At 57.6% G+C, this 13891-nt stretch carries 15 protein-coding genes; 13 read left to right on the forward strand and 2 right to left on the reverse strand.

Annotation, left to right across the window (positions count from 1 at the left end):
- Positions 1–77 precede the first annotated feature (77 nt).
- From JUI81_RS07695 to JUI81_RS07745, 11 genes are all read left to right on the forward strand, one after another.
- Positions 78–1019 carry a LysR family transcriptional regulator gene (locus tag JUI81_RS07695; RefSeq protein ID WP_096479961.1) on the forward strand — a complete coding sequence of 314 codons (942 nt, stop codon included), beginning with the start codon at positions 78–80 and terminating at the stop codon, positions 1017–1019.
- A 265-nt stretch (positions 1020–1284) separates the two neighbouring features.
- Positions 1285–2136, forward strand: coding sequence for a putative selenate ABC transporter substrate-binding protein (locus JUI81_RS07700; RefSeq protein ID WP_019580195.1), 852 nt, complete (start codon positions 1285–1287; stop codon positions 2134–2136).
- A complete protein-coding gene (locus JUI81_RS07705; protein WP_028941348.1) occupies positions 2133–2930 on the forward strand; it encodes a phosphonate ABC transporter ATP-binding protein in 798 nt (265 codons plus the stop codon). Before JUI81_RS07700 ends, JUI81_RS07705 begins: the two co-directional genes overlap by 4 nt.
- Positions 2924–3751 (forward strand): phosphonate ABC transporter, permease protein PhnE, encoded by an 828-nt coding sequence (gene phnE, locus JUI81_RS07710; protein WP_028941347.1) that lies wholly within the window; start codon positions 2924–2926, stop codon positions 3749–3751. Before JUI81_RS07705 ends, phnE (JUI81_RS07710) begins: the two co-directional genes overlap by 7 nt.
- A complete protein-coding gene (gene phnE / locus JUI81_RS07715) occupies positions 3748–4515 on the forward strand; it encodes a phosphonate ABC transporter, permease protein PhnE (protein ID WP_204124036.1) in 768 nt (255 codons plus the stop codon). Before phnE (JUI81_RS07710) ends, phnE (JUI81_RS07715) begins: the two co-directional genes overlap by 4 nt.
- A 291-nt stretch (positions 4516–4806) precedes the next feature.
- Complete coding sequence (locus JUI81_RS07720) at positions 4807–5589, forward strand: transporter substrate-binding domain-containing protein (protein WP_096479959.1); 783 nt, start codon at positions 4807–4809, stop codon at positions 5587–5589.
- Positions 5590–5644: 55 nt separating this feature from the next.
- Positions 5645–6373 carry an ABC transporter permease gene (locus JUI81_RS07725; protein WP_204124037.1) on the forward strand — a complete coding sequence of 243 codons (729 nt, stop codon included), beginning with the start codon at positions 5645–5647 and terminating at the stop codon, positions 6371–6373.
- The gene (locus tag JUI81_RS07730; RefSeq protein WP_204124038.1) at positions 6370–7080 is read left to right on the forward strand and encodes an ABC transporter permease; all 711 of its coding nucleotides are present in this window, start codon (positions 6370–6372) and stop codon (positions 7078–7080) included. The genes JUI81_RS07725 and JUI81_RS07730 overlap by 4 nt, the downstream gene beginning before the upstream one ends.
- Before the next feature lie 16 nt (positions 7081–7096).
- Positions 7097–7861, forward strand: coding sequence for an ABC transporter ATP-binding protein (locus JUI81_RS07735; RefSeq protein ID WP_019580188.1), 765 nt, complete (start codon positions 7097–7099; stop codon positions 7859–7861).
- A gap of 117 nt (positions 7862–7978) precedes the next feature.
- A complete protein-coding gene (locus JUI81_RS07740; RefSeq protein ID WP_204124039.1) occupies positions 7979–8719 on the forward strand; it encodes a Mut7-C RNAse domain-containing protein in 741 nt (246 codons plus the stop codon).
- Positions 8720–9091: 372 nt separating this feature from the next.
- Complete coding sequence (locus tag JUI81_RS07745; RefSeq protein WP_019580184.1) at positions 9092–9706, forward strand: LysE family translocator; 615 nt, start codon at positions 9092–9094, stop codon at positions 9704–9706.
- Between the two features lie 34 nt (positions 9707–9740).
- Here the strand turns inward: JUI81_RS07745 and JUI81_RS07750 are convergent, their stop codons facing one another.
- A complete protein-coding gene (locus JUI81_RS07750; RefSeq protein WP_096479956.1) occupies positions 9741–10625 on the reverse strand; it encodes a LysR family transcriptional regulator in 885 nt (294 codons plus the stop codon).
- A 114-nt stretch (positions 10626–10739) separates the two neighbouring features.
- Here JUI81_RS07750 and argC point away from each other — a divergent pair, with 114 nt between their 5' ends.
- Positions 10740–11669, forward strand: a complete 930-nt coding sequence (gene argC / locus JUI81_RS07755) for an N-acetyl-gamma-glutamyl-phosphate reductase (RefSeq protein ID WP_204124040.1) — start codon at positions 10740–10742, stop codon at positions 11667–11669.
- A gap of 123 nt (positions 11670–11792) precedes the next feature.
- On the opposite strand, the gene JUI81_RS07760 is transcribed toward argC, so the two are convergent.
- On the reverse strand, positions 11793–12584 hold the full coding sequence (locus JUI81_RS07760) for a response regulator transcription factor (RefSeq protein WP_028941341.1): 792 nt from the start codon (positions 12582–12584) through the stop codon (positions 11793–11795).
- Between the two features lie 138 nt (positions 12585–12722).
- On the opposite strand from JUI81_RS07760, the gene JUI81_RS07765 reads away from it, so the two are divergent.
- Positions 12723–13826 (forward strand): polyamine ABC transporter substrate-binding protein, encoded by a 1104-nt coding sequence (locus tag JUI81_RS07765; RefSeq protein ID WP_064618647.1) that lies wholly within the window; start codon positions 12723–12725, stop codon positions 13824–13826.
- Positions 13827–13891: the final 65 nt, after the last annotated feature.

The raw sequence follows: 13891 nt of genomic DNA on the forward strand, positions 1-13891 counted from the left end.
AAATTAGCAACTAGACGGCTAGCAGTGGTTGCTTTATAAACAAAATCTTATGAATGACTCTTCTCGCTGGAACAAAGATGAACCTGTTAGGGGCGATTGCTAGCTTTATCAAAGTGGTTGAAGCGGGCTCCATCGTGGGCGCGGCCAAAACCCTGGGCGTCAGTGCGGCAGCCATTAGCCAGACCCTAAATCGCTTGGAAACCCACCTGGGTACGCGCCTTCTCCAGCGCACCACGCGTAGCATGGCGTTAACCGAAAGCGGCATGGTGTACTACGAAAAAGTGAAACGTATAGCGCGTGATCTCGAATCGGCGCAAAGCGCGATCACCAGCGCGCAGACTCAACTCCAAGGGCGACTGTGCATCGCTTCTACCTCCGCTTTCGGGCGGCATGTGTTGGCGCCACTAATCGCCGGCTTCGCTGCACGTTACCCACGCCTGATACTTGAACTCTCAACCACAGATCGCAAAATTAATCATATTCAAGAAGGCATTGATCTGAGCCTGCGGATAAAACCACAACTAGAAGAGGGGATCGTCGCTCGCAAGATCGTTTCAGTCCCTTTTATCATCTGCGCGTCACCCATCTATTTGGAACGAGCCGGCTGGCCACGCGATCCTGAAGAACTCCAGCACCATGCCTGTCTACCGTTTCGCTACCCACTAGACGGACGCTTTCTACGTTGGGGTTTTATCCGGGATGGCCAACGTTACGACGCTACTCTCAATGCGACCGCAATCAGCGACGATGTTGACGCTCTAGCCCAAATGGCCGTCCGTGGCGCGGGAATAACCCGTTTGGCGGAGTTCGTGGCGGCGCCCTTTATCGAAAGTGGCCAACTCGTTCCTCTGTTTGAACATCGCCACGCTTCAACTTATGCCTACGCTGAACCGCTCGATATTTATGTATGTGTCCAGGAACGAGCCGCCATCACACCCAAGGTCAAAGCTTTTATGCATTATTTGACTGAACATCTGGAAATGCGCTGGCCGATGGAAAATACCTTTACGGCGTCCTGATACGGTGCTTTGCCGCCTTTATAAATTCAATGGCCAAACTTTGCATCGGATAACAGTTACGAACTGCTGCTTGCCGGTGACTGCGGCCGATTGCAGTCTGATTCAACGGGCAGCTTCGGGCCGTATGCCGCCTTTCTCAATAAACAGCAATAGCCCAAAAGCAGTCAATTTCGCTCCATTTCGGCTACCCTCACAAAGCGCCACGCAGCAATCACCTTGTGCCAGGCGCCTCGACATTCTTTCGTAAATGCACCGGAGATGTTCCATGCTCAAGCGTACCCTGGCACTGGCCGTCGGCTTGTCCTTGTCTTTTTGCACCCTGCTGGCGCAAGCCGCCGAGACCCTGAAAGTCAGCGCGATTCCCGATGAAGCGCCGACCGAACTGCTGCGCAAGTTCAAGCCGCTTGGCGCCTATCTGGAACAACAATTGGGCATGAAGGTTGAGTTCGTGCCTGTCAGCGACTATCCGGCGGTGGTCGAGGCGCTGGCTACCGATCGCATCGACCTGGCCTGGCTGGGCGGCTTTACGTTCGTGCAGGCACGCCTGAAAACCGGCAATGCCATTCCGCTGGTACAGCGTGAACAGGACGCCCAATTCACCAGCAAATTCATCACCGCCGACCCAGCCGTCAAGTCCCTCGCCGATCTCAAGGGCAAGACCTTTGCCTTCGGCTCGGTGTCCTCGACTTCCGGCAGTCTCATGCCGCGCTACTTCATGCTCAAAGAAGGCATCAAGCCGGAAACGTACTTTAGCCGCGTGGGCTACTCCGGTGCCCATGACGCCACCGTTGCCTGGGTCCAGGCTGGCAAGGTCGACGCCGGGGTGCTCAACGCCAGCGTGTGGGAAAAACTGGTCGCTGCCGGCAAGGTCGATACCACCAAAGTCAAAGTGTTTTCGACCACCCCAGCGTACTTCGACTACAACTGGACGGTGCGCGGAACCCTCGATCCGGCGCTGGCAGCCAAGATAAAGGCTGCGTTCCTGGCGCTCGATCCGGCGAACCCGAAAGACAAGGAGATTCTGGACCTGCAGGCCGCCAGCCGCTTTATCGAAACCAAGCCTGAGAACTACAAGGGCATCGAGGAAGCCGCACGCGCCGCCGAACTGCTCAAATGACATTGCATCTGACCCAGGTCAGCCTTACCCACGCCAACGGTGTCCAGGCGCTGCGTGGCGTGGATTTGCACATCGGTGCACGCGAACAGGTCGCGATCATCGGCCCATCCGGCGCGGGTAAGTCGAGTCTGCTCAACCTGCTGGCCACCGCCCTGCGGCCGGGCAACGGCGAGCTGCAGGTGCTCGGCGAGCGCGTCTGGCAGCTTTCTGCCCGTCAGCGTCAGCGGCTGCGCGCGCGCATCGGCCTTATCCATCAGGCGCCTCCCCTGCCCCCGCGCCAACGCGTGGTCACCGCGGTTCTGGCCGGCAAGCTGGGTCAGTGGGGTCTGGGCAAGAGCCTGCTGAACCTGCTGCATCCGCTGGATGTTCCGGGCGCACGCGCGGCATTGGCCAGGCTGGACCTGAGTGACAAGTTGTTCGCGCATTGCCAGCAACTGTCCGGTGGACAGCTACAGCGCGTGGGCATTGCCCGCGTGTTGTATCAAGCGCCCGAGGTGTTGCTGGCAGATGAGCCGGTATCGGCGATGGACCCGGTGTTGGCCCAGCACACGCTTTCGGTGCTGTGCCGCCATGCCCGGGAGCAGAACGTCACCCTGGTCGCCAGCCTGCACGCGGTGGACCTCGCCCTGGCGCACTTTTCGCGCATCATCGGCTTGCGTGATGGACAGATCCTGTTCGACCTTGCGGCCAGCGCCGTCGACCGCGAGCTGCTCGACAAGCTCTACGCCAATGAGCAGTTGCAATCCTCGCCGATTCCTCCGGCTCCCTTGAGTGTGCAGATCCCCCGATGCTGACGTCTGACACCCGCGATCCGGCCGCCCTGCCCCGTCTGCTGCTCACCCTACTGGCCCTTGCCTTGCTGTGGCCCGGCATCCGCTTCAGCGAGTTGGACCTCCGTGTGCTGGTGGCGAGTGACAGTCAGAACGAGATGGGCCGGTTTGTATCCGCCTTCTGGCCACCGGCCCATGGCGACGAGTTCATCCAGCTGTTGTTGCAAGCCACCCTGCAGACCCTGGCCATCGCCACGGCCGGCATGGCCCTGGCGTTGCTGTTGGCCGTTCCCGCCGGCCTGCTCGCCAGTCGTGCTCTGTCGCTGTCTGCTGCCTCCCGCGCTGGCCACCCGAGCTATTGGGGCCAACTGCTGCGTTGGCCCATACGCGGTTTACTGATCTTCCTGCGCAGCGTGCCGGAAATTGTCTGGGCCCTGCTGTTCGTGCGCGCCGTCGGCCTCGGCCCGACGGCCGGGGTACTGGCCATTGCCATCACTTACAGCGGCATGTTGGGCAAGGTCTACGCGGAAATTTTCGAGTCGGTCGACCAGCGCCCGGTACACGCGCTACTACAGTCCGGCAGTGGTCGGCTCGCAGCCTTTTGCTACGGAATCCTGCCCAATGTCGCTGCGGAACTGCTGTCGTACACGGTGTACCGCTGGGAATGCGCCATCCGCGCCTCGGTGGTGATGGGCTTCGTCGGTGCCGGCGGCCTGGGCCAGCAAATGGATTTGTCGTTGCGCATGTTCGCCGGCGGTGAAGTGGCCAGTCTGTTATTAACGTTCCTCGTCCTGGTGCTGCTCGCCGATCAACTCAGCCGCCTGCTGCGCTGGAGGCTGACATGAATCGCCTGTTCAACCTGGCACTGCTTCTGTGCATCGGCGCAGCGGTCATCGCCTCGTTCAACTACCTTGGCATCGACCTCGGCGAGCTCGGCGGCGCCGGCAACCTGAAGCAGATGGGCGCTTATGCCCGGCGTTTTCTCAGCCCGGACCTGAGCTCGGGCCATCTGCAAGCCATCGGCCACGGCGCCCTGGAAACCTTGGCGATGTCGGCCCTTGGCACCCTGCTCGCGGCGGTGTTCGGCCTGTTATTGGCATTGCCCGCAGCCGGGCGCTACGGCTGGCCTTTGCAGAGCGCGTCACGCCTGGTGCTCAACGCCTTGCGCGCGGTGCCGGAACTGGTATGGGCCGCGCTGATGGTCCTGGCCGCCGGGCTCGGCCCCAACGCCGGCACCCTGGCCTTGGCCCTGCACACCACCGGCGTGCTCGGCCGGTTGTTCGCCGAAGCACTGGAAAACACCCCGCCAGAACCGGCCGACGCGATCCGTCTGCAGGGCGGCAATGCCGTATGGGCGTTCTGTTACGGCACCCTGCCCAACCTGTTGCCACAGCTACTGGCTTACATCCTGTACCGCTGGGAAAACAACATCCGCATGGCCAGTGTGCTCGGCTTCGTCGGCGCCGGTGGTTTGGGGCAAATGCTCTATGTCAGCCTCAGCCTGTTCCAGGAAGCTCAAGCCAGCACGGTTATTCTGGCGATGCTGTTATTGGTCTTGGCCGTCGATACATTGAGTAGCTGGAGCCGTCAGCGTTGGGTCAAGGCTTGAGCCAGGAAAGTCGGCACCCTTAACCCACACTTTGTTACCGCATACCCCAGCCGGGTGTAAAAACCTGCTTAGGTAACAGCCCCGCAGGTTGCCTCCCCCCCAGCGTTCACCTGCCTGCCAAGCCCATCCCAGAGCGCTGTACGCGTTTTCTCAAACGCCCAATCGGCGAATTGGCCGGGTGATTGCATATGCTTGTCTGTACAAGTACTTGCGTGTGCATAAGACATTTCGCAGCGCAGTACACGCGCTCTTGCGGCACAAGCGCTTTCGATGGTCCCTGGGAATAAAATAATGAAAAAAGCATTTCTCACTCTTTCTGCATTGGCTTTGTGTGTGGCTGCCGGTTCTGCGCTGGCCAAGGAGTACAAGGAGTTGCGATTTGGCGTCGACCCCTCTTATGCGCCGTTCGAATCCAAGGCCGCCGACGGCGGCCTGGTGGGCTTCGACATCGACCTGGGCAACGCGATCTGCGCGGAGCTGAAGGTAAAGTGCAAGTGGGTTGAAAGCGACTTCGACGGCATGATTCCCGGCCTCAAGGCCAACAAGTTCGATGGCGTGATCTCTTCCATGACCGTCACGCCGGCGCGTGAGAAAGTCATCGATTTCTCGAACGAGCTGTTCTCTGGCCCGACCGCGCTGGTATTCAAGAAAGGCGCGGCCATCGGCACCGATCCGGACTCCCTCAAGGGCAAGAAAATCGGCTACGAGCAAGGCTCCATCCAGGAAGCCTACGCCAAGGCCGTGCTGGACAAGGCCGGGGTAGAGACCCAGGCCTACGCCAACCAGGACCAGGTGTACGCTGACTTGATCTCCGGACGCCTCGATGCCTCGATCCAGGACATGCTGCAAGCCGAACTGGGCTTCCTGAAGTCGCCACCAGGCGCCGACTTCCAGGTCAGCGAGCCGGTCGAAAATCCCCTCCTTCCAGCCAAGACCGCGGTGGGTCTCACCAAAGGCAACGTCGAGCTCCAGGCCTTGCTGAACAAAGGTATCAAGGCACTGCACGACAATGGCACCTATGCGGCTGTCCAGCAGAAGCACTTTGGCGATCTGAATCTCTACAGCGACAAATAATGACCCTGCGCCCATTTCCGGATGGGCACTTTTTTGATTGAGGTAGGGCTGCTCAATGCTAGAAAACTTATTGCAGATTCTTGGGCTGTCAGACTTTAGCCTTCAGGGTTTCGGCCCGCTATTGCTGCAAGGCTCCTGGATGACGGTCAAATTATCCTTTCTGTGCTTGCTGGTGAGCGTTGGCCTGGGCCTGATCGGCGCCAGCGCCAAGCTTTCGAAATCGGCACTGCTGCGCGTCCCTGCGCAGGCCTACACCACGCTGATTCGCGGGGTGCCGGACCTGGTGCTGATGCTGTTGATCTTCTACAGCCTGCAAACCTGGCTGTCCTCGTTCACCGACTTCATGGAATGGGAATACATCGAGATCAACCCGTTCAGCGCCGGGGTCATTACCCTGGGCTTCATCTACGGGGCTTATTTCACCGAAACCTTCCGTGGCGCCATCCTCGCCGTACCGCGAGGTCAGATGGAAGCGGCTACCGCCTACGGCCTGACCCGCTCCCAGCGCTTTCGCCTGGTGGTGTTCCCGCAAATGATGCGTTTTGCCCTGCCGGGCATCGGTAATAACTGGATGGTGATCCTCAAGGCCACCGCGCTGGTGTCGATCATCGGCTTGGCCGATCTGGTCAAGGTGGCCCAGGACGCGGGCAAGAGCACCTATCAGCTGTTCTTCTTCCTGATTCTGGCCGCCTTGATCTATCTGGTGATCACCACCGTTTCGAACTACGTCTTGCGCCGGATGGAAATTTTCTACGCCGCAGGCACCCGGGAGGCCGTGCGATGATCGAGCTACTGCAGGAATACTGGAAACCTTTCCTGTTCCAGGACGGCAATCACATCACCGGGCTGGCCATGACCCTCTGGCTACTCAGTGCTTCGATCCTCTTCGGCTTCGTGATGTCGATCCCGTTGTCGATTGCCCGGGTCTCGAGCAATGTCTTGGTGCGCTGGCCGGTGCAGTTCTACACCTACCTGTTTCGCGGTACGCCGCTGTATATCCAGCTGCTGATTTGCTACACCGGCATTTACAGCCTGGCCGCGGTGCGTGCTCAGCCAGTACTGGATGCGTTCTTTCGCGATGCGATGAACTGCACCATCCTCGCCTTCGCCCTGAACACCTGCGCCTACACCACGGAGATCTTCGCCGGGGCGATTCGCAGCATGAACCACGGTGAAGTCGAAGCGGCCAAAGCCTACGGGCTGACCGGCTGGAAGCTCTATGCCTACGTGATCATGCCGTCCGCCCTGCGTCGCTCGCTGCCTTACTACAGCAACGAAGTGATTCTGATGCTGCACTCGACCACCGTGGCCTTCACCGCGACCATCCCGGACATTCTGAAAGTCGCGCGGGACGCCAACTCGGCGACCTTCCTGACCTTCCAGTCGTTCGGCCTCGCCGCGTTGATCTACCTGGCAGTCACATTCTCCCTGGTCGGCCTGTTCCGCCTGGCTGAACGCCGTTGGTTGTCTTTCCTCGGCCCGGCTCACTAATTCAGGATGCTTGTTCATGTACAAATTGACCGTTGAAAACCTGCACAAAAGTTACGGCAACCATGAAGTCCTCAAGGGCGTTTCGCTGAACGCCAAGACCGGCGATGTGATCAGCCTGATCGGCGCCAGTGGTTCGGGCAAGAGCACCTTTCTACGTTGCATCAACTTCCTGGAAACGCCCAACGACGGTGCCATGAGCCTGGACAACCAGCCAATTCGAATGGTCCATGACCGCCACGGCATGCGCGTGGCCGACGCCAATGAGCTGCAACGCATCCGCACTCGCCTGGCGATGGTGTTCCAGCATTTCAACCTGTGGAGCCACATGACCGTGCTGGAAAACATCACCATGGCTCCACGCCGGGTGCTGGGTGTCAGCAAGAAGGACGCAGAGGATCGCGCCCGGCGCTACCTGGACAAGGTCGGTTTGCCGGCACGGGTTGCTGATCAATACCCGGCGTTTCTCTCGGGTGGTCAGCAGCAACGGGTCGCCATTGCCCGCGCCCTGAGCATGGAACCGGAGATCATGCTGTTCGACGAGCCGACGTCGGCCCTGGACCCGGAACTGGTGGGCGAAGTGCTCAAGGTGATCCAGGGTCTGGCCGAAGAAGGCCGCACCATGATCATGGTGACCCACGAAATGAGCTTTGCGCGAAAAGTGTCGAACCAGGTGCTGTTCCTGCACCAGGGCCGGGTCGAAGAGCAAGGTGCGCCCGAGGACGTATTGGGCAACCCCAAGAGCGAGCGCCTGCAGCAATTCCTCAGCGGCAACCTGAAGTAACCGGAGCGCCTTCGAGCTACCGCAGGGTTGCTCGAAGGCGCTGGCTCAACCGGATAGTCCATCCCTCCCCTGAGCAGCTGAACTCATTCTTCCTGCAGCCCTGCCATACTGTTCAACATGACCCGTGCAACTTTCCGCTTCTACGAGGAGCTCAACGATTTCCTGCCGGCCGAGCGACGGCGGCAGCCCTTCACTTGCGAGTGCGCGCGAGGGGCGACGGTCAAGCACATGATCGAGGCGCTCGGGATACCGCACACCGAGGTCGAGATGGTGCTGCTCAACGGCGAGTCGGTGGGCTTCGAGCGGGTGATCTTCGACGGTGACCGGTTGGCGGTGTATCCCAAGTTCGAAGCGCTGGACATCAGCCCGTTGCTCAAGGTTCGTACGCAACCTTTACGGGTGCTGCGCTTCGTCGCTGATGCGCACCTTGGCGGGCTGGCCAGCCTGCTGCGCATGAGCGGCTTCGACACCCTCTACGACAATGGCTTCGAGGATAGCGAGATCGCTGAAATCGCTGCGCAGCAAGGACGCATCGTGCTAACCCGCGACCGCGAACTGCTCAAGCGGCGGATCATCAGCCACGGCTGTTACGTGCATGCCCTGAAACCGTCGCTGCAGCTGCGCGAATTGTACGAGCGCCTCGACCTGGCGCGTAGCGCGCGCCCCTTCAGCCTGTGCCTTCATTGCAACCTGCCGCTGCACGAGATCAGCCCGGAACTGGCCCGGCCGCAGGTGCCGCCACGCGTTGGCGTCCTCTATTCGCACTTCCTGCGCTGCGACGCCTGCCAACGGATTTACTGGGAGGGTTCGCACTGGCGCGGCATGTGTGCACTGCTGGCACCTCTGCTGGACCGATAGCCGAGCTTTGCTCGAACGAAAGACCAGGTAACTCTCCGACAGCCACCTCAGTTGCACGATTCCGGAGATCAGACAGCCTGGAAGCATCATCAGCCAGCTGGCGTGCACGACATTGCTGCCCCATTTCATCAGCAGGAACCCCAAACCTATGGGGAACAATCCTGCGGGAATCACCACGTCAGGTCGATAACGCTGGGCCAGCCGTTCGCCTAACGGGGGAACAACCAGGTCCTGAGTGCGTAAAAAGCCCCTAATCTCGAGAGCCCTGTGTAAAACTCTTGTCTCGATGGACGTTGAGGTCACGAGCGACCTTGCTCCTGGAACATCTTATTTGCGTGACGAACACCGTCCACAGGACTCGCGAGGAAACACATGATTGATGGTTCCGCCGTTTTGACGGTCTTTTTGGTCTACTTGGCCGGTGTCGTTATCCCTGGGCCAAATTTCGTTGCAGTGGTCCATAAAGCGGTGGCTGCTACACGGTCAGAAGCTCTGGCCTTGGTAGCGGGCATCGTACTGGTCAATCTGTTCTGGTCCACCTGTGCAATTGCAGGTCTCGGGGTTGTATTTGCTGCGCTCCCTTGGGCTGCGCTTGTTGTAAAAGTTCTGGGCGCCGCCTACTTGATGTGGTTCGGATTCCGACTGCTGATCAACGCGGGGAAGAATGCGCTTGGCCCGCTAAATGATGCCGTCGCCGGTAGTTGCCGGCAGTCCTTCATTCAGGGGGTGGTTACCAACATCGGCAACCCCAAGTCCATGGCCTTCTATGCCGCTGTTTTTTCAGCAGCAGCCCCCGCCCACGTTTCACCAGGCACGTTTTTGTCGATGCTGGCAGTTGTAGTGGTGGTTTCAATGACCTGGTATGGAATGGTCGCAATCACTCTTTCGCAACCCAAGATTGCGTCCGCGTATCAAGGGAGGAAAAAAGCTATCGACCGACTGTGCGGCGGTTTGATTTTATCTTTGGGAGTCCGCCAGTTGGTTTAGCAATTCCACGATTGATTCGCCTGACAAAATCCCCCTACCCCGCACTCAACTCCCACAGCACATCCAGCACATGTTGCGTAGGCCGTTCGATGTCTCGACTACGGTGGGCAATACCCAGTTGCCGCCACAATAAGGGCTTTAATGGCCGCATGACGATCCTGGTATCGGGCAATGGCGTGGAGGCTTCATGCGGCAACAACGTCGCACCATAGCCAGCCGCCACCAGGCTTTTGATCGCATCGTTGTAGTTCAGTTGAATACGCGGCGCAGGCTGCGGCCCACCACTGGCGAACCACTCCGCAGTCAAACGCGAAAGACGTGTGGTGTTGTCATTCAGAATCAATGGCTGAGTGGACAGCCAGTCGGGGGTCACAACCTCCGGGGATTCCCAGCGAGCCGGCAGGAAGGCCATGACCGGGTCCCGTCGCCATGGCTCGATCCGCAAGCCCTTCACCGGGGACTGCGGCAGCGCGACCAAACCGATTTCCAACGAGCCCTCGGCAAGCTTCTTCAAAGTTTCCTGCGACGTGAGCACCGCGACCTGCACATCGATAGCGGGATGGCGCTGGCTCAACGTCTCCAAAGCGTGCGGCATCAACTGTGCGATGGCCCCTGTGGAGGCGCCTAGCCGCACACGCCCGGCCAATCCCTGCACCTGACGTTCCACGTCCTCAAGCGCCTGCTCCGCATCCGCCAACAGGCGGCGCGCACGTTCCACCAGTGTGTTCCCAATCGCCGAAGGCTGAACGCGCCCACGCGTGCGCGACAACAGCTTGCCGCCCACGCGCGACTCCAGGTCGGCGATATGCAAACTGACCGTGGGTGGCGCCAAGTGCAGCACACGGGCCGCCTCGGCAAACGAACCCAGGTCGGCAATCGCCACCAACGTGCGCAGACGGTCCAGGCTGATTTCGCGCATGAGTGACCCCTCGTTCAGAAAAACTGAATTTCATCGTTTATAAATTCAACTTTTCCTATCTTAGCGCCTCACTGAAGATTGGAACTCCTGATTTCCTATGTCCGAGAGCATTCCATGGCAAGTCCCCTTGTATTCATCGATGGCGACCAAGGCACCACCGGGTTGCAAATCCATCAACGCCTACGCGACCGCAGCGATCTGCGGCTTATCACTCTCAGCCCCGAATATCGCAAGGATCCGCAACGTCGCGCCGAAGCCATCAATAACTGCGACATCGCGATTCTGTGCTTGCCCGACCAAGCCGCGCGCGACGCTGTAGCGACCATCGAAAACCCCGCCGTGCGGGTGATCGATGCGAGTTCGGCGCACCGCACCCATCCAGACTGGACCTATGGTTTCGCGGAGATGAATCCGCAGCAGAGCCAACGCATCGCCGCCGCACGACGGGTCAGCAATCCGGGTTGCTATCCAACGGGGGCCATAGGGTTGCTGCGCCCTTTACTGGAGGCCGGATTACTGCCCAGGGATTACCCGATGAACATTCATGCCGTGTCGGGTTATTCCGGGAAAGGACGTGTCGGGGTGGAAGAGCATGAGGGAGAAGACGCAGCACAGGCGTCGGCGTTTCAGGTCTATGGGCTGGGGTTGGCACACAAACATATTCCAGAGATTCAACAACAAAGCGGTCTGACGGAGCGGCCGATGTTTGTGCCGGCCTATGGCGCTTTTCGGCAGGGGATCGTACTGACCATCCCCTTGCAAACCCGGTTGTTGGCGCCAGGTGTGAGTGCGGTGCAGTTGCATGCGTGTCTGATGCGGCACTACGCCGATGCGAGCCATGTACAGGTGATGTCGATGCTGGAGGCTAAAGGGCTGACGTCCCTTGATCCTCAGGCACTTAACGGGACTGATGATGTGCGACTGTCAGTGTTTGAGAATGATGAGACGGGGCAGGTTTTGTTGGCTGCGGTGTTTGACAATCTTGGGAAGGGAGCAGCTGGAGCAGCAGTGCAGAATCTGGATTTGATGCTTGCAGGAACATGACTCCGATTACCCGCGCGAATTAGCGTGATGCCCTCATCCCGAGCCAGAATTAGAGGTCAGGCCAGGTTCGCGCCTGAAGCCGTGAGACCATTTAACGGTAATATCCAGACTAAAACACCGACTTCAACTTGTAGAGAAAACATCTTGTTTGGGCATAAAGAATCGAGCAAACAGCTCGGATTGTGACTTGATATTTAATTTGGCATAAATATTGCGACGATGAACCTTTATCGTTTCCACCGAGAGGGAAAGCTTTCCGGCTATCTCTTTATTAGAGAAGCCACTGAGCAACAATCTGAGCACATCGCTTTCGCGCGCTGTTATTTGCGTGCCAAGCTGGGTAATCGTTTCTGGCCATAGAGGTGGCTCAGCGAGATTTTTCTCTACATCATTTTCAAAACACATGCGCTGATGCATTAATGCAGTCACCCACGGCTTGATAATATCAAGCATTGTTATTTGCTCTTGATCAAAACGGACTTTGCTACCAATGGAAATGCATAACGTTCTATCGGCATCGAGCTGAACATTGTACTGGGCTTCATCCACAGAGATATATTGCGCAAAATATTGATGATAATACTCAGTTTCAAGAAAGTATTCCGGCGCAATATCCAGCAAATGAAAGAAACCGCTCTGGGGGTTTTCTCGATTAGCTATATAAAATGGATCCAGCAGGTAAAGCCCCTTCACATAGCGATGAGTGAACGCGTCCACCTCTTCGACATCTGCGACCTCAGGAAGACTAACAACTTGCACTTGTTGATTGCTAAAGATCAATACAACCCAATTATCGATTTGCACGTATTCGTTTAATATACGAACAAGCGAACTCCAGAATTCTGGACGGTTCAACTGCATGATCAGTTTCCCAATCGATCGGTGCCAAGCCAGGCTATGAAGGTCGAACGGCATTTTCTACCCCTTTTGGGTTAGGGATTCGTAGGTCAGAGGTAAGTATTCGTAGGTATTTACTATTTGGTAACGCCCGGTATATTCGCTACCAGGACTTACGATGGCCATGAGGGCACATCGTCTTGACAAGGATGTTGCATGAGAAAATCACGTTTGCGAACCATTTTTTCGGCCTCGCTTCTCTGTGCTGGGATGAGCACATCAGTGGGAGCTGTAGAGCCTGGGGTGCATCTGTACAACTGGTTCGGGCTTCTCGCACCGGAGACCCCAAAGGAGTTTGAGCAGGCAACCGGCACCAGAGTGCATATGGATGCTTTCGACAGCGCCGAAATCATGCAGAGCAAGGTAATGGCTGGGCGCACGGGGTATGACGTGGTTGTGGCCACCTCCAATGTGTTGCCAAGCCTGATCCAGGCGGGAGTGCTTCAGCCGCTGGATCGTAATCAACTGAGTAATTTGTCCCATATCGATCCTGATATTTTGTCCCAGGTCGCGGTCAATGATCCTGGTAATCGCTACGCCGTGCCCTATCTATGGGGCACTACCGGCATTGGCTATGACGTTGACAAAGTCAAAGCGGCATTGGGTGATAATGCTCCGGTGAATAGCTGGGATTTGATCTTCAAAGAAGAAAATATCAGCAAGCTCCAGTCGTGTGGTGTGGCAATGCTTGACTCTCCAAGTGAGATCATTTCGATTGCTTTGCATTACCTTGGGCTCCCCAGCAACAGCAGGAACCCGGATGATTACCAGAAAGCTCAAGCCCTACTGTTAAAAATCCGTCCCTACGTCCTCTATTTCGACTCCTCCCGAATTGACGCTGACCTGGCTGACGGCAATATTTGTGCAGTCGTGGGATGGGCTAATGGTGCCCTTGCCGCGCAGGCCATAAACGAGAAGACCAACACTGGACGCAAGATTACCTACAGCCTTCCTCGCGAAGGAGCGCTGGTCTGGTCGGAAAATCTGGTTCTTCTAAAAGACGCGCCCCACCCAAAGGAAGGTATGGCGTTTATTAATTATATGTTGCGACCAGAAATTATTGCCAAGACCTCAAACCACACTCTCTACCCTAACGCTAATAAAGATGCCGCTGAGTTTGTCGAGCAGAAGTTGCGAGACAACCCCTGGATTTATCCAGACAAAAAGACTATTGCCACACTTATCCCACTTGAGCCATTGCCATTGAAGCTGGAGCGAATCCGCACACGGATTTGGACCAAAGTGAAGAGTGGTGTGTGATCTGACTTGATTTGTCACCTGTTGCTCTATTCATGTCTTTGTTTTATACGCGGACATGCTGTGAG

It is taken from the genome of Pseudomonas sp. 008, from assembly GCF_016861935.1.
GTDB lineage: Bacteria > Pseudomonadota > Gammaproteobacteria > Pseudomonadales > Pseudomonadaceae > Aquipseudomonas.